The organism is Leisingera aquimarina DSM 24565 (assembly GCF_000473165.1).
GTDB classification, from domain to species: domain Bacteria; phylum Pseudomonadota; class Alphaproteobacteria; order Rhodobacterales; family Rhodobacteraceae; genus Leisingera; species Leisingera aquimarina.
Genome location: NZ_KI421504.1, coordinates 3425989 through 3447672, shown reverse-complemented (window position 1 = coordinate 3447672; position 21684 = coordinate 3425989). Strand labels below are relative to the sequence as shown.

Here is a 21684-nt window from a genome sequence, read left to right as displayed (position 1 = left end):
GGATCCGTTATTTAACCAAAGTGTTAATAAATTGATCCAGAGAGGCAGCCCCATGAAACTGTATGTTTTCCCTCCGTCTCCAAATTCACGCAAGGTGTTGACCACAAACAATTTTTTAGGTTTGGATCTGCCGGTCAATATCGTGGACCTGCAGGCTGGCGACCAATTTCATGAGGCGTTTGCGGAACTCAACCCCAATGCCAAGGTGCCGGTGCTGGAGGAGGACGACGGATCCTCGCTGTGGGAATCCAACGCGATCGTCAACCGGCTGTGCACCGATCAGGACACGCCGCTGTGGCCGCGCTCGAACCAGCGCTATGACATAATGCGCTGGCAGTTCTGGGAGGGCTGCCACTGGACGCCTGCCTGCAGCAAGTTCATCTCGCGCCACTTTTTCGGGCGGGAGGATATCGACATGGCGGCGGCGGAGGAGGACTTCCACAAGTGTGCCAAGGTGCTGGACGGTCATCTGGACGGGCGCAACTGGCTGTCGGGGGAGGCGATGACCACGGCGGATGTCTCGGTGGCGGCGATCCTGTGTTACCGCGAGTCCTGCCAGTATCCGGTTGAGGGCTACGGCAATATCTTGCGCTGGATCGCCCGGATCGAAGCACTGGAGGCCTGGAAAACAGCAAATCCGACGCCGCAGGCGGCGGAATAAGGCAGCCCCGCCCCATGCGGGAGGGGGCGAGCGCTTGCCCCCGTGGAGTGGGCAAGCGCTGCCTGGCCTGCCGGCCAGGCGGGCGCAAGCTGCAAAGGGTTTTACTTGCCGTGCGGACGTGGCAAAATATCTGCCATGGACCACCCGCTGATCGACCTCATCAATGCCCGGATCGACGCCGCCGAAAAGGACGGCGCCTTTGACAATCTGGCTGGCGCGGGCAGGCCGCTGCCGGAATGCGAAGACCCGGAGAATGAGCTGTTGAGCCGGCTGGTGCGCGAAAGCGGCGGAGTGCCGGAGTTCGTGAGCCTGTCGCGCGAGCTGCAGCGCCTGCGGGCGGAGCTGCGCGAGGCCGGCGACCGCAGCCGCCGGCAGGAGATCCTGAAAGAGATGTCGATGATGGATGCGCGGCTGGAACTGGCGCGCAAGGCTTACACGAAATAGGCCGATTTACCCTTTGATTTCCGGCCAGATTTCCGGGTCCAGCCCGTCGATGAACGGCGCCAGAACATCGGCGTATTTTTCCCACTTGCCGATTGAACGCGTGTGCGCCGTCTGCCTGACTTGGGTGTTCGACAGCGTCAGCACCTGGCCCTCGTGCCGTTCCGGGTGGGCCATGTCCTCAACCCAGTCCAGCCCGCAGAATTCTGCCAGCTTGCGGCTTTCTCCCTCGATGTCCGCAACCAGGTTTTCATAGCGCAGATCATAAATCCGCCCCGGCATCACCCGGCGCCAGTGCTGCATCAGCCGGCCATAAAGGTTGAAGCGGTGCGCCATTGCCTTCAGATCATAGGCATAGGTGAGCGAGCTGCCGGAGAAATAGCCGCGCCAGATCGACAGCGCCACATCGCGCGGGTCGCGGCAAAGATGAACAAACCGTGCATCGGGGTAAGCGGTCAGCAGATGGCCCAGCAGGCGGTAATTGTCGGGCATCTTGTCGACATAGGCTGCGGTGCCCTCGGGCATTTCCGGCAGGCGGCTGATGTCCTCGGACACGAATGTGCGGGCGGCCTCGGGGGCGAAGTCCTGATCCTTGTCCAGGTAGGGATGCAGCAGGAAGGCCGGTACGCCGCGCTCGCCCAGCGGGAACACGTCGGGGTGCAGGCCGATCACGGTTTCGGTGAGGGTGGTGCCGGAGCGCGGCATCCCCACCACATAGATCGGGCGCGGGCTGTCAGCTTCAGTCTCCGCCGGGGTGATCGCCTCCGGGAAGGCGGCCATGAGGCGGCTGAACTGGCGTTCGCTGTCCTCGTAATCATAGGGGTTCTGCGCCGCCATGCAGGCGTTGGCCTCGTCGTTGTGGGACGCAAAGGCATCCTTGCCGCCCGCCTGATCGGCGATCCGGGCCAGGGCAAAGCTGACGTTGGCCCGGTCCTGCGAGTGCGGCGGGGCCGCTTTCAGCGCCTTTTGCGCCACCGGCAGCAGCTCTGCGTTCTGTTCACGGCTGTTGAGCCGGGCCAGCATTTCCAGCACCTGGCTGTCTTTGGGGGCCAGATCCAAAATCGCCAGGCAGTGCGCGCGGGCGGCATCGGATTCTCCGTTGGAGATCAGCTGGCTGGCCAGCCGCCGCCGTGCCTCCAGGTTATCGGGCGCCAGGGCAACCGCTTTCTGCGCGGCTTCTGTGGCCTCGTCCTGCCGCATCAGCCTGGCCAGCGGCAGGCTGATATTGGTCAGCGCATCCACGTCATTGGGGTTCAGGCGCAGGGTGGCCTGATAGTCTTCCAGCGCGGCCTTTTCGTCGCCCAGATTTTTCCAGGCCATGGCCCGCAGCCGCAGCATCCGCGGTTGTTTGCCATCGCGGGCGATCGCATCGTTTGCCGTGGCGATGGCCGCCTCGGGATCGTTCTGCACCAGCTGCGCCTGCGCCTTCAGATACAGCGCACCCTGATCAGCGGGCAGATCCGCCAGCACCCGGTCCAGCAGTTTCATCGCGGTCTCGCCCTGCTGCAGGAACAGAAGCGTCTGGGCCAGGTTCTTGCGGGCGTCATGAAAGCCGGGCGCCAGGGCCAGCGCTTTCTTGAAATGGGGCACCGCATCACGGTGTTTGCCAAGTCCGGACAGGGAGATGCCCGCGATGTTCTGAAAATCCGGATGGGTCTTGTGCCGCTTGATCCCGGCTTTGGACTGTTTCAGCGCCTGTTTGAACTTGCCCTGATTGAGAAAGCCGAACGCTGCCTGGAGGTCGTTCTGAAGAGTCATGTGGCCTATCCGTCTCTTGGTGTCAGGGCGGTTGCCTCCCGGATGTGCGCAGGCACTTTGCGCGGGGGCAGTCCTGGGTTAGAAAATCAGCATGTGCGGACGATTTGCCATAACCCTGCCCAGTGATGCAATGGCGCAGCTGTTTGCGGCGCAGCCTGCGAACGATCTGCCCCAGATGCCGGACTATAACGTTTGCCCGACCAACGCGGTCCATGCGGTACAGGCCGGCGATAGCGGGAGGCAGTTGGTCTCTATGCGCTGGGGGTTTCTGCCGGATTGGTACAAAAGCGAAAGTGCCGGGCCGCTGCTGATCAATGCCCGGGCGGAAACCCTTGCGCAAAAGCCCGCATTTGCTGCGGCCTGCCGCGAGCGGCGCTGTCTGATCCCGGCAACCGGGTTCTATGAATGGACCAAGGCCGGGGATGGCGCCCGGCTGCCCTGGTACATTCACCGCAGCAACGCGGCCCCCATGGCCTTTGCCGCAGTTTGGCAGAGCTGGGGAGCTGACGATCCCATCAAGACCTGCGCCATTGTCACGACAGCGGCAAATGAGACGCTGTTGTCCCTTCATCACCGGATGCCATTGGTTCTGGAACCGCAGGACTGGGGCAGATGGCTGGGCGAGAACGGCCACGGCGCGGCGCGGCTGATGCAACCGGGTGCGGCGGGCATTCTGGATTTCCACCGGGTGGATCCTGCGGTGAATTCCAACCGGGCCAGCGGGCCGGAGCTGATTGAGCTGTTTGAGAACGGAGATATCCCGCGCGGCCGGCTGATCTGAATTTACTCGACGGCCTGGCAGGAGGGCAAATCGCGTTGCGGCGCGCGGCTCAGGTCGTTTGCGGCGATGGCCGCCTTTTGCAGCAGGGCGACAAAGGTTTCCCGTTCTGCCTTTGTAAGGCCGCTCAGGATGCCTGGCTGTGCGGCCCGCACAACCGGCAGGATCCGTTCCAGAAGCGCCTCGCCCTCACGGGTCAGGCTGACCTCGCGGGCGCGGCGGTCAGCGCTGGAGACCCGGCGTTCCACCAGCCCCTTCTCCACGAGCCGGTCCACCACCTTGCCCAAGGTGGCCCGGTCATAGGCGATGAGCCCCGCAACGGAGGCCTGGTCAATGCCGGGGTGGCGGTGGATCGCGGCCATGGCGGAGAACTGCACCGGGGTAAGGTCCGTGCCTTCCTCAGCCATCCGTTCCATAAACTGAGCGACCGAGATCTGATGCAGCCGCCGGATCAGGTGGCCGGGCAGGGTGTGAATGTCCAAAGGGTCGCTGTTCATGGCCTTCTGGTCCTTGCCGGCCTGTTGGGGCCGGTCTGCTGGTGCAGGCCTTCTGCCCGCGGGTCTGTGCACCTTGACTGCCATACTGCCCTGTGCGCCATGCGTGCAAGTTTTATTGCCGCAACTGCGGCATTTGCGGCTTTTCCTTGCTTAGTGCGCGGGGTAGGCATGGGCCATGGCGCTGAAATTCACCTCCCTGCAAGACTTCTATGCCCACGGGTTCGACACTGTGATCGACGTGCGCAGCCCGGCGGAATATGCTGAAGACCATGTGCCCGGCGCAATCAGCTTGCCGGTGCTGGACAACGCGGAACGCGCCGAGGTCGGCACAATCTATGTGCAGGACAGCCCCTTCAAGGCGCGCAAGCTGGGCGCGGCACTGGTATTCCGCAATGCCGCAAACCACATCGAGCAGAGCCTGAGCCACCACGAGGGCGGATGGAAGCCGCTGGTCTATTGTTGGCGCGGCGGCCAGCGGTCGGGGTCCTTCACCTGGATGCTGCAGCAGATCGGCTGGCGCGCCGAGGTGGTGGAAGGCGGCTATCAAAGCTACCGGCGGCTGGTGAATGCGGCGCTCTACCAAACCGCGCTGCCGCACCGGATGGTGGCGCTGGACGGCTATACAGGCTCGGCCAAGACCGAGGTGCTGAAGCGGGCCGGTGCTTCGGGCGTGCAGGTGCTGGACCTGGAAGGGCTGGCCAATCACCGCGGCTCGCTTCTGGGGGACATGCCCACGCCGCAGCCATCGCAGAAGGGGTTTGAATCCGCAGTGGCGGGCGCCTTGATGCGGCTGGACCCTAGCCGCCCGGTGCTCGTGGAGGCGGAATCGAGCAAGGTTGGCCAGCGGATCATTCCGCCTTCGGTCTGGGAGGCAATGAAGCAGGCTCCGCGGATCGAACTGCAGGTACCGGCTGCGGCCCGCTGCCGTTATTTGGTGGCGGCCTATGACGACATCCTGTCAGACGCGGACAGGTTGCGTGAAAAGCTGGCCCCCCTGCGCGCGTACCGCTCGGGCGCGGTGGTAGATGGGTGGTTTTCTGCCATTGACACAGGTGACAAGGCCGGGCTGACCGAGGCGCTGATGGCCGAGCATTATGACCCCGCCTACCGCAAGTCCCGCACCGCTATCGGTGCGGTGATTGCAGCCACGGTGGAGGCTGATGCGCTGGACGAAGCGGGCCTGGATGCCGCAGCGGCGCAGGTGGCTGCGCTCATGTCCGGTCTCTGACAAAGGTTCTCCCGCCGGTCGCCGGAGCATTTGCGATGCCCCGCTCCCGTTGGGTGCAGCGCTGCGCTGGCGCGCAGCGTGCCTCCGCTCCAGGTGGTAAAGCTGCCTGCCGGGCAGCGGGACGGGAGTAATTTCACAAGGGTGAAGCACCGGAACCGGGCTTCTTTCTGGTTGAAAATACCTCGGGGTGAATTGGTCCGCAGGGCCAAGAGGGGCTGGCCCCTGTTCGCCGGGCGCCGCTAGGCACTGAGGGTGATGGTGCCGGGGCTTGACGTTGCCTTGCCGACGAGCGCAGCCGGGTACCCGGCTGCGCGCAGCTGGTCCAGCAAATCATCAGCCTGATCTGCGGCCACTGCAGCCAGCAGGCCGCCCGCGGTTTGCGGGTCATACAGCAGGTCCTGCCAGCCGGAGGTTTTCAGTTCCGGCATAGCTGCCTGATTGGCGGGAAACAGCGAGGAGCGGATACCGCGGCCGGCGAGTTCAGCCGCGCCTTGCATCAGAGGGATCTTGCTGGTGTGCAGTTCCGCTCCGGTACCGGACGCCTCGCAGATGCCCAAAAGGTGGCCGAGCAGGCCAAAGCCGGTCACGTCGGTCATCGCATGCGCATCCTGCAGAATACGGGCAGCGGTGGCCTGCGGCTGGCTCATCTGCGCCAGCGCGGCGGCCACCCATTCTCCCTTGGACTGGCCTGCCATTTCCGCGGCCATCAGCACGCCGGAGCCGATGGGCTTGGTCAGAATCAGCGCGTCGCCCGGCCTGGTGCCCGCAAGGGTGATCGCGGGGCGGGGGCAGAGGCCGGTGACGGTGAAGCCGATGGTCAGCTCATCGCCCAGCGAGGTATGGCCGCCGATGATGGCGGCGCCGGCCTGTTGCATCACGTCCGAGGCGGCACCCATGATTTCCTGCAGGGTGCGGGACTGAAGTTCTGGCGACATCCGCGGCAGGATCAGATTGGCGGTGGCGGCCTGCGGCTCGGCCCCCATTGCCCAGATATCTCCCAAGGCATGCACGGCGGCGATGCGGGCCATCATTACCGGGTCATTGCAAAAACTGCGCAGGTGGTCGGTGCTGATCACCTGACGCGTGCTGCCGGTGGTCAGCAGTGCCGCGTCATCGCCGGGCAGCGGGGTAATGTCCTCGCGGTCCGCATGGCTAAAACCGGCGAGCGTGCCGAGCAGGGCATCGCGCCCGACCTTGGCACCGCAGCCGCCGCACATGGGTTTGTCACCCAGCGCTTCCTCCATGCCCAATGTATGTTCGGCAGGCAGGCCCGGCGGATCCATCGCAGGAAAGTCGCGGAACTTCTCCATGAAGGCCTGGTCGATGCGGTCCTTCCAGCTCCACATCAGCGGGCCTGCGAGGGTGGTGCCGAAGCGTTCGCCAAGCGCTTCCTTGGCGCCCATGGAGATCAGTTTCAGATAGTCTTTTTGCGGCTTGTATCTGCGCAGGGGGTCGCCGGTCAGCAGGGCGCGGAGATTGTGGTAGAGCACCGGCGCCTGGCGCACTGCATAGACGCCGGCCTTGGGGCGCGGGGCGAAATCCATATGGGCGCAGTCGCCGGCGGCCAAGACATTGGTGGCGGAGCTTTGCAGGGTTTCGCCGACCCGGATGAAACCGTCTTGCAGGTCCAGCCCGCTGTCTGCCAGCCAGCCATAGGGGCGGGCGCCGGCGGCACCGGTGGTGAAGTCCGACAAGATCTCGCGCCCGTCCTGCAGAAGGATATGGTCGGCCTCGATCCGTTCGATCCGGGCATTTTCCTCGAGCCGGACACCTTGTTCGACCAAAGCGCGGCGCAGTCTGTGACGGGCTTTTGCGCCAATCGCGCGCAGGGCCTGATCGCTGTCGATCAGAGTCGCCTGGGCCAACCGGCCGCGGGATCTGAGGGCAAAGGCCATCGCCAGGATCAGTTCCACGCCTGCAACGCCGCCTCCGATCACGGCGACGTAGGCGGGGGCATCGCCCTCGCGGAACGTTCCCCACTGCGCGGCGAAGCTGCCCAGCGGTTTGGCCGGGGTGCCGTGGCCGGCAAAGCCCCGCAGGTCCGGCATGGCGGAGGTGATGCCGACATCAACGGAGGCGACGTCATAGGCGATGGGCGGGCGGCCCGGCACATGTACAAGCTGGGCCGTGGTGTCGATATGGTCCGCCGCGCCCGGCACCACGCGGGCACCGGCAAACCGTGCCAAGCGCACCAAGTCGATGTCCAGCTCATCGCGCGCATAGTGGCCTGCGACGAAACCGGGCAGCATACCCGAGTAAGGCGCGGTCGAGCCGGGGTTGATGATGGTCAGACGGGCACCGGGCAGGGACCGCATGCCCCATTTGCGCAGCACCAGCGCGTGGGTATGGCCGCCGCCGATCAGCACCAGATCGCGGGTCAGCGGCAAGCGGGAGGTGTCCATCACGGTTCAGGCCTTCCTGAGTGGTGTGCGTTCAGTCTTCGGTGGGCGGGGTGAGGGTCGGGTGGCGGCGTTCCTCGTCCTCGGGCGTGTCATGGGTGGCCCAATGATCGTCGCCGCCGGCCTCTGGCATGGTGTCGCGGGTTTCCTGCCGGTGAATATGCACCTTGGCAATGAAATTCGCGGTGATCGGCGCGGTGAGGAACAGGAACAGGGTGATCATCAGCTCATGCACCGAGAAGTATTTCTCAAACGCCGCCGCATGCAGCATCGAGGCCAGCAGCACGCCGCCGACGCCCAGGGTGGTCGCCTTGGTCGGCGCGTGCAGGCGCGACATCGGATCGTTGAGCTTGAGCAGGCCGAAGGAGCCGACAAAACCGAAGACCCCGGCGATCACCAGAAAAGCGGCAACGAGGAATTCAAACAGGCTTTCCATCTTCCCTCCTCACTCGATGATATTGCCGCGCAGGATAAAGCGCGCATAGGCCACAGTGGAGACAAAGCCGAGCATGGCGATGATCATTGCAGCCTCAAAGAAAATCTCACTCCCCAGCGCCATCCCGTACAGCACCATCAGTGCGATGGCGTTGATGAACATGGTATCCAGCGCCAGGATGCGGTCGGCCACGTCGGGGGCGGTGACGACCTTCCACAGGTTCATCAGCATTGCCAGGGCAAAGCAGGCGAAGGCAAAGGTGGCAGCACTTTCGATCATTCGAAAATCTCCATCAGCCGGCGCTCGTAGCGCTGTTTGATCTCGTCCCGCACCGCGTCGGGGTTGGGGGCGTCCAGGCAGTGGACCAGCAGGGCGTGGCCCTCGTCCGAAACATCCGCTGACAGGGTGCCGGGGGTCATGGTGATTGTGCCGGCCAGGGCTGTGATTGCCTCGGGCGTTTTCAGGTCCAGCGGGATGGTGATCCAGTTGGGCCGGCGGTCGGCATTGGGTTTGAACAGCACGATGCGGGCGACGATGATATTGGCCTGCACGATGTCCAGAAGCACCACCAGAATGTATTCCGCGATCTTCAGCGGGTGGCGCAGCTTGGGCCGGTTGGGCCAGTACGGCTGGGTCACGAAGGGGATCAGCACACCCAGCAAAAGGCCAAATACCAGCGAGTTCAGCGACCAGCCGTTGACCAGCAACAGCCAGGTGACAGTCAGCAGAAGCGTCAGCAGGGGGTGCGGGAACAGCCGCCAGATCAGTTTCATTCTTGCGTCCTCCCAAGCACGGTGTCGATATAGGCCGCGGGCGCATAAAGTTGCGCTGCCGTCGCCTCGGCATAGCGCGTGGCGGGGCCGGCAAAGACGGTGAGCGCGACCAGCCCGCCCAGCAGGCCGAAACAGGCCACAAAGGGCAGCTGCGCCGACCGTGCGGCCAGATCTTCCTGCGGCGGTTCGGCGCTGGTATCGGTGTCCTGCGGCGGCAGGCCGTGGCCTTTCCAGAACAGCAGGGAGCCGGCGCGGGCCATGCCGATGATGGTGGTCAAGGATCCGGCCAGGATCACAGCCCAGATCCAAGGTGCGAGATCAACGCCCCGGGTGGCGTCCAGCACCAGCAGTTTGCCCAGGAAGCCCGACAGCGGCGGCATGCCCGCAAGTGCAATGGCGGCGGCAAAGAACAGGGCCGAGATCAGCCCGGTCTGCGGCATCGGCATTTGCGGCAGGATCCATTGTCCCTGGCGTTCCATCACCAGATCGGCAACCAGAAACAGCAATGCCGCGGCGAGGGTGGAATGCACGAGGTAATAAAGCGCAGCCGCCGCAGCGGTCTGGGTGAACAGCGAAATGGCGATCAGCAGCGTGCCCATCGAGGCAATGGCACCAAAGGCCGCGAGACGGCCAAGTTTTTTGGACCCCAGCACGCCGACGGCGCCCGCGCCAAGGGTCAGCAGGGCGGCCGGCAGCAGCCAGGCCTCGGTCAGGCCGGCGGTGGCTTCCACATCGGGGCCGAAGATCAGCGTGTACATGCGCAGGATCGAATAGGCGCCGACCTTGGTCATGATGGCAAACAGCGCCGCCACCGGCATCGGCGCATTGGCATAGGCCGACGGCAGCCAGAAATGCAGCGGCAGGAGCGAGGCCTTGATGGCAAAGACCAGCAGAAGCATCACCGCGCCGACACGCAACAGGGCGGTGTCCTCTGCTGGGATCTGCGCAACCTTCACCGCAAGGTCAGCCATGTTCAGGGTGCCGGTCACCGAATACAGCGTGCCAAGCGCAAACAGGAACAGGGTGGAGCCCAGAAGGTTGAACACCACATACTGCACCCCGGCCTGAAACCGGCGGGTGCCGCCGGAGTGGATCATCAGCCCGTAAGAGGCGATCAGCAGCACCTCGAAGAAAACAAACAGGTTGAAGGCGTCGCCGGTCAGGAAGGCGCCCATGATGCCCATCAGCTGGAACTGGAACAGCGCGTGGAAGTTGGCGCCGCGGGTGTCCCAGCCGGACCCGATGGCATACAGCAGAACGGGCAGCGCCAAGAGCGACGTCAGCACGATCATCATCGCCGACAGCCGGTCCAGCACCAGCACAATGCCAAAGGGCGCGGGCCAGTCGCCCAGCTCATAGACCTTGACGGTGCCGTCCAGCGCCTGGGCCGCCAGGGTCAGCGACACGGCGGCCAGCAGCACCACGCTGGCCAGCGAAAAGATCCGCTGCAGGTCCAGATGGTGGCGTACCGCCATGATGATGAAGGGCGCCACAAGCGCGGGCAGCACCACCGGCGCGATCAGAAGATGCTCCATCATGCGTCTTCCTCTGCGCCGTCTGCCTCAACCGGCATAGCGGTGCTGTCATCGCGTGATGAGAGGTAAGCCCCGAGCGCGATCATCACCACCACAGCCGTCATCCCGAATGAGATCACGATGGCGGTCAGCACCAGCGCCTGCGGCAGGGGATCGGTATAGGCGACCTCCTCGTACTTGTTGAGGATCGGCGGGGCGCCGGTTGCCAGCCGTCCGGTGGCGAACAGGAAGACGTTGACCGCATAGGTGATCAGCGACAGGCCCAGGATCACCGGAAAGCTGCGGCGGCGCAGGATCAGGTAGATGCCGGCCGCGGTCAGGATGCCGACGGCCGAGGCGACGAGAAGTTCCATATCTATCCCTCCGTCCCGGTCTTGTCCGCGTCATCGCGCGCCGGGTTGATGTCCATCGCGTGCTCGGTGCTCATGCCCGGCTGCCAGGCAAAGCGCGACAGGCTTTCCAGCGCCAGCAGCACCGCACCGACCACCGCCAGGAAAACGCCGAGGTCAAAGAGCGCCGCGGTGGCCCATTCGAACTCCTCCAGCGGCGGCCAGTGCAGATAGCCGAAGTCGCTGGTCAGGAACGGCATCCCGTTGAACCAGGCGCCCATGCCGGTGGCAGCAGCAATCAGCACGCCCGAGCCGATGATGGCGTGATAGGGGTAGCGCTGCCGCTCGGTCGCCCAGGCAAAGCCCGAGGCCATGTATTGCATGATGATTGCAATTGCCGCGATCAGCCCGGCGATAAAGCCGCCGCCCGGCAGGTTGTGGCCGCGGAAGAAGATATAGGCTGCCACCATCAGCGCCAGCGGCATCATCACCCGGGTTGCCACCACCATCATCAGCGGATGCGCGTCGCCGGCCTGCGGCAGGTCCGGTGTGCGGTTCAGAAGATGGGCGCGCACACGGCTGTTCAGCACCGCTTCGGTCAGGGCAAAGATCACCATGGCGGCAATGCCCAGCACGATGATCTCGCCGAACGTATCATAGCCCCGGAAGTCGACCAGGATCACGTTCACCACATTGGTGCCGCCGCCGCCCTTGTAGGAGTTGGTGAGGTGGAAATCGGAAATCGTCGGAAAGGCAAAGTCGCGCATCAAAAGCGCATAGATCAGCCCGCCCGCCCCCAGCCCCGCGACCACCGAAATCGCGCCATCGCGGATGCGGGTCAGGGCCGGGGTTTCAACCGGGGTTTCCTTGGGCATGAAGTTCAGCGCCAAGAGCATCAGGATGATCGTCACCACCTCGACCGAGATCTGGGTCAGCGCCAGATCGGGCGCCGAGAGGTAGTTGAACGACATCGAGACCACCAGCCCCACAACGCCGATCAGCACCAGCGACAGCAGGCGGTTGCGGTGCTTGGCAACGATGAACAGTGTCGCCACCACAAGGGCAAACCAGCCGAGCACTGGCAAAAGGCCCGGTTCCTGCAGTTCGCGCGTCGCCGCGCCCATGGTGCCGCCCTGATAGGCGTAATAGGCGATGGCAACGGTGAAGGTGACCATGACTGCCGCATAGCGGGTCAGGACGCCATTGTGCAGGCCTTCAGTCACCCCTTGGCTGAGACGGGTGAAGGCGCCAATCAGGGCCTCGAAAATGACTTTGGCTTCGGGGCGGGGCAGGGCGTTCCAGATCCGCTCCAGCGGCCTGTGCAGCGCCAGCAGCACCGCGCCGCCCAAAACGGCAAACAGCGACATATACAGCGCCGGGGTCAGCCCGTGCCACAGTTTAAGCGAGTAATAGGGCAGCTTTTCGCCGCCGATCACGGCACCTGCTGCTGTGGCGACCATCGGTCCTGCGATCTTGGCCGAGGCAAAGCCGATCAGCACAACGAGAACAACCAGAAAGGCAGGCCCCATCCACATGCCGGTGTTGGGGTCATGCGGGTGGCCGGGATAGTCCTCGCGCTTGGGGCCGTGGAAGACATGCGCGATGAAGCGGAAGGAATAGGCTGCCGAGAACACCGCCGCTGCCGCGACCAGCGCGGGTACAATGATGTGCGAGCCGTTCCAGATGGTGTGGGAGGCTTCCTCCAGCATCATCTCCTTGGAGAGGAAGCCGTTCAGCGGCGGGACGCCCGCCATCGACAGCGCCGCCACCGTGCCGATGGTAAAAGTGACGGGCATCAGGTGGCGCAAACCGCCAAGGCGCTTGATGTCGCGGGTGCCGGCCTCGTGGTCGACGATCCCTGCGGTCATGAACAGCGCCGCCTTGAAGGTTGCATGGTTGATGATGTGAAAGACTGCCGCCACCGCGGCGAGTTCAGTGCCGAAGCCCAGGAGCATGGTGATCAGGCCAAGCTGGCTGACGGTGGAGAACGCCAGGAGCGCCTTCAGATCATCCTTGAACAGCGCAATCACCGCGCCCAGCAGCATGGTCACGAGGCCGGTGGTGGCAACGATATAGAACCACTCCGGCGTGCCTGCGAGGACGGGCCAGAGGCGCGCCATCAGGAACAGCCCGGCTTTCACCATGGTGGCAGAGTGCAGATAGGCCGACACCGGTGTCGGCGCGGCCATAGCGTGGGGAAGCCAGAAATGGAACGGGAACTGGGCCGACTTGGTGAAGGCGCCCAGCAGGATCAGGATCAGCGCGGGCAGATAGAGCGGCGAGGATTGGATCGCCTCCTTGTTCTGCAGGATCACGCTGAGGTCATAGGAACCCGCGATATGGCCCAGCAGCAGCATCCCCGCAATCATCGCCAGCCCGCCGGAGCCGGTTACTGTCAGCGCCATGCGCGCGCCCTGTCGGCCCTCGGGCAGGTGTTTCCAATAACCGATCAACAGGAAGGAGCTGAGCGAGGTTAGCTCCCAAAACACCAGCAAAAGCAGGATGTTGTCGGACAAAACGATGCCAACCATCGCGCCCTGGAACAGCAGCAGATAGCTGTAGAACTGCCCCATCGGGTCTTCGCGCGACAGGTAGTAGCGGGCGTAAAGGATGATCAGCAGGCCGATGCCCAGGATCATCGCCGCAAACAGGAAGCCCAGCCCGTCGAGAAAGAAATTGGCATTCAGGCCCAGTGCGGGCAACCAGTCCACGGAGGCATGAACGGTCTCACCCCGGAACACTGCCGGGATATGCAGCATCAGCCCGATGAAGGCGAGCAAGGAGGTCAAACCAGCGGCTGAGGCTGCCGCATTGCGTCCCGCGCGGATCAACAGCGCTGGGAAGACGGCTCCGAGAAAGGGCAGGGCCGCAATCAAGAATAGGGACACGTGCAGGTCTCCTGTCGGGTTGGCGCGTCGTTTTTGGACCAGTGCTAAGCAATTTTCTTGCCCAGAACCACCCCCGCCAGCCTGGATGCGGTAATAATGACGCAGTCAGCGGCGGGAATCTTACGCTCGTTAGGGCCATAATTGGGCAGTGTCCGTCCAATAACAAGAACTTGACCGGGGGTACTGGCCTGTTTCTGGTGATTGCGGCGGCCCGGCCTGCTAAATCATGGGGCAAAGGCCCGGTTCCGGGCCGCCTGGACAAGGGGAACGTGGCTGGATGGCAGTGCAGAATACCATAGGCAAGCATGGGGTGTCCCGCCGTTTGGCGCTGCTGGGCGGTGTTGCAGCGGCTGCCGGTGCGGGCATCTGGTGGCAGCGCAGACAGCCCCCGGATCATGATCACCCGAGGCTGACTGTAGCAGAGGCCTTTGCCCAGGCGCAGGCGGGGGAGATTACCCTGATTGATATCCGCACGCCGCAGGAATGGCGCGCCTCCGGGGTGCCGGTCGGCAGTCATCAGATCGACATGCGGCGCGATGATTTTATCGCAGCCTTGCAAAGCGCGGCGGGGCCGGACCCGTCGGTGCCTGTGGCGCTGATCTGCGCCCGCGGAGTGCGGTCGGCCCGGCTGACGCTGGCCTTGGCCCAGGCGGGATTCAGCAACGTGATAGACGTGCCCGAGGGCATGCTGGGGTCAGGTGCAGGACCAGGCTGGATTGCCGCCAACCTGCCGGTGGCCCGATGGGAGGGATGATGAATCCATGGAAATCAGCTGCCGCAGCAGCGCTGCTGTCTGCGGTGTGGAGCGGCGCGGCTGTTGCGGGCTGCGGGCCGGAGGCCGGTGCTTGTGAGGTTGCGGATGGGGCTTATCACATCGCGCTGCCCGCTGATGCGAACACGCCGCCGCCGGTGGTGATGTTCCTGCATGGTTACGGCGGCAGCGGCGCGCAGGTGATGCGCAACAAGGCGCTGTCCGAGGGGCTGACAGAGCGCGGCTATGCGGTGATTGCTCCGGAGGGGCGCAAACGCGGCGGCAGCGGCCCGCAGTCCTGGGGGTTCGGACCGTTTACCGAAGGCCGGGATGAGGGGGCGTTTTTTGCGTCGGTGCTGACGGATGCCGCGGCCCGGTTCGGCACATCGTCAGCGCAGACGGTTCTCGCGGGGTTCTCAGCGGGTGCCTTTATGGTGCATTATCTGGCGTGCAGCGATCCGGCGGCGTTTGCCGCTTATGCACCGGTCTCCGGTGCGTTCTGGCGGCCTCAGCCCGAGACCTGCGAAGGGCCGGTACGTTTGTTGCAAACCCACGGCTGGCGCGATGAAGTGGTGCCGCTGGAGGGGCGTATCCTTGGCGGCGGGCGCTGGGAGCAGGGCGATGTCTTTGCTGGTCTGGAGGTTTGGCGCGAGGCCAACGGCTGCGCGTCGCACGCGCCATCAAAGGCCTGGGGCGAGGGCGGGTTGCTGCACCGCCGCTGGACTTGCGGCGCGGGTGCAGAGATCGAACTGGTGCTGTTTGACGGCGGCCATACTGTGCCCAAGGCTTGGGCGGGCCTGATGGCCGATTGGTTCGAAGATGAACCGGCCGTGCGCTGACGTTACGGTTGTGCCTGCAAAAAGCGGAGCGCTCCCGCCCTTTTGACCGAAATCAGAGATTTCCATCAAAGTGTTGGGCCAGGCAGCGCGCCCTGCGGGCGCGCTGCTGTTGCATGCCGCCGCGAGGCTGGCACTTGAGGATAGCAGCGGACATTTGCGCAACCGCGCCGCGCGTCAGCGCGGCGCCCGGCCCAAGACCGCCAAGGGTGTCCCGGCGCAGCCGGGGATCCTGCGGGCGCGGGAGTTCCTGGCCGGCTTGCCAGCTTACTCTGCCGGAGTGCTGCGGGCGGTGTTATTGTCCAGCATGGCTTTGAGATCAGCCCGCGCAACCCGGGCGGCGCGGGTGATCTGGGGTTCGCTGAACTCCTCCCGCGTGGCCATCCAGTTACGGATACGGTTCACCGTCCTTACCCCGGACAGCGCTGAAAGCGGCACCGCCAGAACCAGCGACAGGGCGATGGGCGCCAGCCACAGCGACACCGTGCCCGACAGGATCCCGGCCCAGAGCGTCACACCGCTGACGGTTTCCAGCGCGTGACAGGCAGCCAGCGTGCGCAAGGAGTAGCTGCCGCCGTCGCGGGCCTGCGGTTCCCAGCCGCGTTGCAGCCCCAATGCCGTGCGGAACACCGCGATCATCTGCTGCACCATCAGGATCGGCGCATAGAGGATCGCCAGCAAAACTTCGGACACAAATGACAGTGCGAAATGCACCGGGCCGCCGTATTCCGAAAACCGGCTGCCGGTCAGCGGCAGCGCCACTGCGGCCAGCATCTTGGGCGCGAGCAGCATTGCGTAGATCAGCAGGATCACCAGCACATGCTTGGGCTCGGACATGTCCGGCCAGCTGGGGCGGAAAGGGTTGGCTTCGCTGAAGTAGCTGATGACAGACGCCTCCTCGCTGCGGCCGATCACGGCCCAGAGCACCAGCAGGGCAAACCACACGGGCGCCATCAGATAGCCGATCGCGCCGGCAAAGAGGTGAAAGCGCGAGATCGCCCGGAAGCCCTTGGCGTGCAACAGGTTCAGGTGCTGCAGGTTTCCTTGGCACCAGCGCCGGTCGCGCAGGATGTGGTCGATCAGGGTGGCGGGGGTTTCCTCATAGGAGCCGCGGATGCGGGGCAGGAAGCGCACCGACCAGCCGGCCCGGCGCAACAGGCCCGCCTCGACAAAATCGTGGCTCATGATCAGCTTGCCGCCGCGGCCAAAGCGCGAGCGCAGCAGCGGCAGACCGGCACAGGCGGCAAAGGCGCGGGTGCGGATGATGGCGTTGTGTCCCCAATAGTTGCCCTCGTGACCGGCCCAGCGGGCCAGGCCTTCGGCAAGCGCAAGGCCATAGACGCCGTTGGCAAACTGCTGCATGCGGCCAAAGACCGACTGCGCGCCAATCAGCTGCGGATAGCTTTGGATCAGCCCGGCGCTGGGATCGCGCGCCAGCGCGTCGGTCAGCCGGGCAATGGCGCGACCGCTCATCAGGCTGTCGGCGTCCAACACCAGCATCGCCTCGTAATCGGCGCCCCAGCGGCGCACCCAGTCGGAGATATTGCCGACCTTGCGCCCCTCATTGTCGGCGCGGCGGCGGTAGTAGAGCTCAGCCCCTTCCGGCAGCATGGTCCGCAGCGCCTCGACACTGGCGCGTTCCTGTTCGGCAATGGCATCGTCGCGGGTGTCCGAGAGGATGAACATCGCGTAGTCATGCTGGCCGCCGCGGCCATGAAGCTCCTGCAGCATGGTCTGGGCGTTGCCCAGCACGTACCAGGGAACCTCGTTATAGACCGGCATCAAGAGCGCCACCTTCATCGGGCGCGCCGGGCCGCGGGCAACAGTCTTTTCCCGGCGCGACAACCCGTAAAGGCCCAGCAAAACGGTAGAAACGGTAAAGGCGATCCAGAAAAAGTTGAAGGCAATCAGGGCCAGCAGGATCAGCTCCAGCAGCGAGAACCCGTCGGCGGTGAACCAGCCCCGCATCACCCAGGTGAGGACACCGGTCGCCAGCATCGCAGGCGAAAACGCCAGCAGCCGCCACAGCGCCACCTGCCGCGGGGCGGCACCGCCGGGGGCTTCGGCGTCGCGGAAGCCCTTGCTGAAATCCTGTTCCGGCATTGCCAGCGGCTGTTCCGGGGGCATCAGGTCACATGTGTTCATGCGGTCCACCTGTAAAGCCAGACCTCGGAAGCGGCATTGCCGTCTTTCCTGAGCTGGGCGCGAAGTTCGACGTGATCCCGCTCGCCGGGATCAAAGTAGAAGGCCAGCCGCAGACCGCCGGTTTCCGGGTTGCGCTGCAGCACGCCTTCGCTGGTCGCCACATGGGGGGAGTGGATGTGGACGTCAAGAGTCTCCGGGCCGCCGTCGAATAGCGGATGGGCATCAAAATCGATGGTCATGATCCGGCCCGGCCCGCCAAAGATTCGCGCACCCTCTGCCGTGTCGATGACCCGCGGCATCGACAGCACCGGTTCTTCGCCCCAGGTGAGGCGGTAATTCAGGTTCACCTCGGACCCGGCGGCATAGGGTTCACGCGGCCGCCAGTAGGCAACGATGTTGTCGTAGATTTCCTTGTCCGCCGGGATCTCAACCAGAGTGACGGCACCTTTGCCCCAGTCTTCCTTGGGTTCGACCCACAGGCAGGGGCGGTTGTGATAAAAGGCTTCCAGGTCGTTGAATTCCGACAGCCTGCGCGGGCGCTGCATCAGGCCGAACCCTTGCGGGTTTTCATCGACGAAGGACGAGACCTGGAGCCGCGTGGGGTTGGCCAAGGGCCGCCACAGGGTTTCGCCATTGCCGTTCAGCACCAGCAGCCCGTCGCTGTCATGCACCGCCGGGCGGAAGTCGTCGAAACGGTTGCGGTTGGTGGCGTCGAACAGGAACATCGAGGTGAGCGGCGCAAGACCTGCATGGCTCAGCTCCTCGCGCGCGAACAGCGTCGCTTCCACATCCATCACGGCGCTGCTGCCGGGGGTGATTGTGAACCGGTAGGCGCCGGTCGCGGAGGGCGAATCCATCAGCGCATGCACCACCATCGAACGCTGGCCGGGGGCAGGGGCTTCCAGCCAGAATTCGATGAACTCAGGGAATTCCTCACCTTCGGGGTCAGCGGTTTTCAACGCCAGCCCGCGGGCCGACAGCCCATAGGCGTTGCCGGTGCCGATGGCGCGGAAATAGCTGGCGCCCTGGAAGACGCAGAATTCGGTCTTTTTGTCCCGGTGATCCAGATCGGTGCGCAGGCGCAGGCCGGAATAGCCCAGGTCGCCCTCGGTCGTCAGATCCGGCGCCTTATCGTTTTTGTCGAACAGCGACAGGTCAAAGCCTATCCGCTGCGCCATGCCATCTGTCACTGTGTTGATCTGGATGGCGCGCGGGAAATAGAGGCCGGGCAGGAAGAAATCGACGTTATAGCTGCGGTCGGTCTTGGACCACAGCGCATCCTTGGTGCGGAACCAGCGGGATTTATAGTCGTCATAAGACTGGTCCAGCCAATCCTGCGGCACCATCGGGCGTTCGGCATAGGGTTTCGCAACCAGCGCGCGGGCCTTGGCCACCACCACATTGCGGGTAAAAGGCGTGGCTTCGCTTGCAAGGGCCGGCACTGCCGCCAGGGCGGTGCTGCCAAGCGCGGCGGCCAGAAAGGTACGGCGGGAGAAAGAGCTCATTTCTTGGCTCTCCATGGCTGGGACTTGAACCAGGCAGCGCCGTAAGCGCAACCAATGATTAGGAAAAAGCCAAACAGATTGGCGAATGCCGTGGTCATAACTGCGCGGTCGGTCTGGTCAAGCGCAAAGCCGATCAATCGGGCCAGCGCCATGGAGAAGACAAACACCGCAAGCGATTGCTGGCCGACTTTGGTGATGATCTGCAGCAGCACCGCCCAGATACGCGCCGCGGCAGAAGTGCCGGATGCGATCAGCCGCTTGCCGCCTTCCCCCGCGGCGACCCAGCCGAGATAGGCCAGCGCCAGGAAGTGGGTATAGCGCAGCAGGCCGAAGTCGGTTTTTTCGCGCCACTCGCCGATGGCGTCGCGGCCCGGCTTGATCAAATCAGCCAGTTCCGGGCTGGCGGCTTTGACCCAGGTAAAGACTTTCCACGAGCCATAAGGCGCCGACAGGATTAGGAACGCGGCGGCCAGCACGATCAGCACTTTGGAGGCCGGCGGCTTCGGCAGCCAGCCTTTCATAAAGGCAAAGCCGGTGAAGAACAGCAGCTGCCAGCCGAAGGGGTTGAAGAACCATTCCCGTTCCGACCAGGGTTCTGCGGGCAGCGACAGGCCATCAGGACCCAGACCGATCATATAGGGGTTTGCGGTCAGCCAGATCAGCACGGATACGGCGGCCACAGCCCAAAGCCCTACTTTCTCCAGCGCCATCATCAGCGGCATCAGCATCAGCACCACCAGATACATCGGCAGGATGTCAAAGTAGTTCGGCACATAGGTCAGGGTGAACAGCCCCACCAGCTGCGGCGCCGGGTCCTTGAAGAAATGGCCCAGGTTCAGCGAGTTGATATAGCTCTTTTCAAACCCGCCATAGACATCGATCGCCGCCAGCGACATGGCGATGAAGAAGAACAGGCCGATATGCGCCCAGAACACCTGCCAGCAGCGAAAGGCAACGCGAGCCGTGCCCAGCCACCAGCCCTGTCGTGCAAAGGAGCCGCCAAAGGCAATGGCCGAGGCCATGCCGGAACAGAACACAAAGATCTCGGTTGCGTCCGAAAATCCGAACCGCGCCGGGATCCAGCCGGTCCAGCGGTTGCCCGGAATATGGGCCGTCAGGATAATGAACATCGCAATGCCGCGGTAAAAGTCGAGCCGCGGGTCGCGCACACGCGGCTGCGCCGCTTGCGGCGGGGGGGCTGCGCGGTTGGCAGCCGGGTCTTTCTGAGGCCCGGGGAAGGGCGCAACGCTGGACATCTGTGTTTTTGGTCCTTGAAGGTCTTATTCAGCAGGAACGCTTGCAGCACCGGGAGCGTTCCGGCCTTCGGCGATCAGGGTGCGGCGGGCAAGTGCATAATTGTCTTCGGCGCCGCCGCGTTTGGCACGGCGGTCATCCAGGATTGCCTCGACCGCGTCAAGCTGTCCTGCGCGCAGGCCAGCATCAATGGTAATGCGTTCGAAAACATCGCGTTGCGCGTGGCTGCCGCCGGCCAGCTGCATGCCGCCGCGGGCCGCGGACAAATGGTTGAAAGCGGATTTGTAATTGCCGTCGCCAAAGGCTTCAAGGCCATCGGCGGCAGCACAGCCAGGATTGCCCATGCGTTCGCAGGCCTCAGACCCGCCCTGTTCGGCGTCGGCGTGAATGCGCTGAACCAGCTTGTGGGCGTCTTCCTTGCGGTGGCCGGTAAGGGCCAGAAGATAGTGCAGATCGGCAAAAATCAGGCTGCCGTCTTCGGTGCGGTTGGCACAGAGTTCCGACAGCTCCTCCCAGCGGGTGCCGGCATTGACGCCTTCCAGCTCCAGTCGCGCCAGCAGCGAAGTGGCATTGGAGATGTCGCGGTAATCGTCGGTCTTATCTTTGCGCACTTCGGTATCATACAGCGCCAATGCTTCGTCCATCTGGCCCAGGTCCAGATGCATCAGCGCCTTGTGCCACCAGACGTGATAGCGGAAGTTGTTGCAATGGGCCCAGGCCTCCTCGCGGCCATGCAGCCATTCCAGCCCCGATTTGGCGTTGCCGGTCATGTCATGCACATGCGCCACCGCATGCAACCCCCAGGCATCGTCGGGTGCCATCCACAGCGCCTGGCGGCCTGCATTGGCCGCGCGTTCAAATTCGCCGGTTTCCTCCAGCGAAAAGGAGTGGCAGCCCAACAGATAACCGCGGCCCGCGTGATCCGGCGCGTAAGCCGGTATCACCCGCTCAACGGAAGCACGCATCCCTTCCGGGTCGCCAAGAATAAAGCGGATACCGTGGCTGAGCTTCATCGCCAGTGTGTCCTGCGGGAACATATCCAGCACTTCTTCCATCCGCCGGATTGCCTGGCTGGGGCGGCCGGCCAGCCAGTTTTCCAACGCATCAACATATTTGCGCTCGCGCGGCAAAGCGCCCTCGTACTGCGCCTTGGCGTCGCGCAAGGCCTCCTGCGCGGTCGGCAGCAGTTCCCTGCGGCCCAGCATCAGCAGGGACAGCCCCTTGATCGCATGGGCCAAGGCAAACTCAGGCGCCGACTTCAGCACCGCGCCAAGATGATCTGCGGTGACAGCGGCGTGGGCCAGAACCCCCATCTGCACGGCATTCCAATCCTGCAGCGCCGCTGCATCGGTCAGGCTGCTGTCTTGGCCGAAAATATCATGCATCATGGGAGTCCAATCTTTCTCAAATTAAGCGCGGGTTCCGTGTCCTGATGAAAGAGTAGTTCATCGGATTGGTCCGGGCGAACCC

At 64.1% G+C, this 21684-nt stretch carries 19 protein-coding genes; 6 read left to right on the top strand and 13 right to left on the bottom strand.

Annotation, left to right across the window (positions count from 1 at the left end; translation table 11 throughout):
- Positions 1 to 52: 52 nt before the first annotated feature.
- Positions 53 to 661 carry a glutathione S-transferase family protein gene (locus AQUI_RS0121210; RefSeq protein WP_027259305.1) on the top strand — a complete coding sequence of 203 codons (609 nt, stop codon included), beginning with the start codon at positions 53 to 55 and terminating at the stop codon, positions 659 to 661.
- A gap of 135 nt (positions 662 to 796) precedes the next feature.
- The gene (locus AQUI_RS0121205) at positions 797 to 1105 is read left to right on the top strand and encodes a DnaJ family domain-containing protein (RefSeq protein ID WP_027259304.1); all 309 of its coding nucleotides are present in this window, start codon (positions 797 to 799) and stop codon (positions 1103 to 1105) included.
- 6 nt (positions 1106 to 1111) lie between these two features.
- Here AQUI_RS0121205 and AQUI_RS0121200 read toward each other — a convergent pair whose 3' ends face one another.
- The gene (locus tag AQUI_RS0121200; RefSeq protein WP_027259303.1) at positions 1112 to 2860 is read right to left on the bottom strand and encodes a tetratricopeptide repeat-containing sulfotransferase family protein; all 1749 of its coding nucleotides are present in this window, start codon (positions 2858 to 2860) and stop codon (positions 1112 to 1114) included.
- A 91-nt stretch (positions 2861 to 2951) separates the two neighbouring features.
- On the opposite strand from AQUI_RS0121200, the gene AQUI_RS0121195 reads away from it, so the two are divergent.
- Complete coding sequence (locus AQUI_RS0121195; protein ID WP_035920148.1) at positions 2952 to 3641, top strand: SOS response-associated peptidase; 690 nt, start codon at positions 2952 to 2954, stop codon at positions 3639 to 3641.
- A gap of 2 nt (positions 3642 to 3643) precedes the next feature.
- Here the strand turns inward: AQUI_RS0121195 and AQUI_RS28565 are convergent, their stop codons facing one another.
- Positions 3644 to 4135, bottom strand: a complete 492-nt coding sequence (locus tag AQUI_RS28565; RefSeq protein ID WP_035920146.1) for a MarR family winged helix-turn-helix transcriptional regulator — start codon at positions 4133 to 4135, stop codon at positions 3644 to 3646.
- Between the two features lie 175 nt (positions 4136 to 4310).
- Between AQUI_RS28565 and mnmH the strand changes: the two genes are divergently transcribed.
- A complete protein-coding gene (gene mnmH / locus AQUI_RS0121185) occupies positions 4311 to 5363 on the top strand; it encodes a tRNA 2-selenouridine(34) synthase MnmH (RefSeq protein WP_027259301.1) in 1053 nt (350 codons plus the stop codon).
- A 239-nt stretch (positions 5364 to 5602) separates the two neighbouring features.
- On the opposite strand, the gene selD is transcribed toward mnmH, so the two are convergent.
- From selD to AQUI_RS0121150, 7 genes are read right to left on the bottom strand one after another with little or no spacing between them, the layout of a single operon-like run.
- Entirely contained in the window at positions 5603 to 7765 is a 2163-nt protein-coding gene (gene selD, locus AQUI_RS0121180; protein WP_027259300.1) for a selenide, water dikinase SelD, read from the bottom strand.
- 31 nt (positions 7766 to 7796) lie between these two features.
- A complete protein-coding gene (locus tag AQUI_RS0121175) occupies positions 7797 to 8198 on the bottom strand; it encodes a Na+/H+ antiporter subunit G (RefSeq protein ID WP_027259299.1) in 402 nt (133 codons plus the stop codon).
- A 9-nt stretch (positions 8199 to 8207) separates the two neighbouring features.
- Positions 8208 to 8477: a K+/H+ antiporter subunit F gene (locus tag AQUI_RS0121170; protein WP_027259298.1), complete on the bottom strand. Its 270-nt coding sequence runs from the start codon at positions 8475 to 8477 to the stop codon at positions 8208 to 8210.
- Positions 8474 to 8971, bottom strand: a complete 498-nt coding sequence (locus AQUI_RS0121165; protein WP_027259297.1) for a Na+/H+ antiporter subunit E — start codon at positions 8969 to 8971, stop codon at positions 8474 to 8476. The genes AQUI_RS0121170 and AQUI_RS0121165 overlap by 4 nt, the downstream gene beginning before the upstream one ends.
- Positions 8968 to 10506, bottom strand: coding sequence for a monovalent cation/H+ antiporter subunit D (locus AQUI_RS0121160; RefSeq protein ID WP_027259296.1), 1539 nt, complete (start codon positions 10504 to 10506; stop codon positions 8968 to 8970). Before AQUI_RS0121160 ends, AQUI_RS0121165 begins: the two co-directional genes overlap by 4 nt.
- Positions 10506 to 10859 (bottom strand): Na+/H+ antiporter subunit C, encoded by a 354-nt coding sequence (locus tag AQUI_RS0121155; protein WP_027259295.1) that lies wholly within the window; start codon positions 10857 to 10859, stop codon positions 10506 to 10508. The genes AQUI_RS0121160 and AQUI_RS0121155 overlap by 1 nt, the downstream gene beginning before the upstream one ends.
- Positions 10860 to 10861: 2 nt before the next feature.
- Positions 10862 to 13723 (bottom strand): monovalent cation/H+ antiporter subunit A, encoded by a 2862-nt coding sequence (locus tag AQUI_RS0121150; RefSeq protein WP_027259294.1) that lies wholly within the window; start codon positions 13721 to 13723, stop codon positions 10862 to 10864.
- 277 nt (positions 13724 to 14000) lie between these two features.
- Between AQUI_RS0121150 and AQUI_RS0121145 the strand changes: the two genes are divergently transcribed.
- Positions 14001 to 14477, top strand: coding sequence for a rhodanese-like domain-containing protein (locus tag AQUI_RS0121145; RefSeq protein WP_027259293.1), 477 nt, complete (start codon positions 14001 to 14003; stop codon positions 14475 to 14477).
- Positions 14477 to 15313 carry a CE1 family esterase gene (locus AQUI_RS0121140; protein ID WP_245596956.1) on the top strand — a complete coding sequence of 279 codons (837 nt, stop codon included), beginning with the start codon at positions 14477 to 14479 and terminating at the stop codon, positions 15311 to 15313. Before AQUI_RS0121145 ends, AQUI_RS0121140 begins: the two co-directional genes overlap by 1 nt.
- A gap of 264 nt (positions 15314 to 15577) precedes the next feature.
- Here the strand turns inward: AQUI_RS0121140 and mdoH are convergent, their stop codons facing one another.
- From mdoH to AQUI_RS0121120, 4 genes are read right to left on the bottom strand one after another with little or no spacing between them, the layout of a single operon-like run.
- On the bottom strand, positions 15578 to 17455 hold the full coding sequence (gene mdoH, locus AQUI_RS0121135) for a glucans biosynthesis glucosyltransferase MdoH (protein ID WP_027259291.1): 1878 nt from the start codon (positions 17453 to 17455) through the stop codon (positions 15578 to 15580).
- Positions 17452 to 18960 (bottom strand): OpgD/OpgG family glucan biosynthesis protein, encoded by a 1509-nt coding sequence (locus AQUI_RS0121130; RefSeq protein ID WP_027259290.1) that lies wholly within the window; start codon positions 18958 to 18960, stop codon positions 17452 to 17454. The genes mdoH and AQUI_RS0121130 overlap by 4 nt, the downstream gene beginning before the upstream one ends.
- Positions 18957 to 20216, bottom strand: a complete 1260-nt coding sequence (locus tag AQUI_RS0121125; protein WP_027259289.1) for an OpgC family protein — start codon at positions 20214 to 20216, stop codon at positions 18957 to 18959. Before AQUI_RS0121125 ends, AQUI_RS0121130 begins: the two co-directional genes overlap by 4 nt.
- A gap of 24 nt (positions 20217 to 20240) precedes the next feature.
- Positions 20241 to 21602, bottom strand: coding sequence for a tetratricopeptide repeat protein (locus AQUI_RS0121120; protein WP_027259288.1), 1362 nt, complete (start codon positions 21600 to 21602; stop codon positions 20241 to 20243).
- Positions 21603 to 21684: the final 82 nt, after the last annotated feature.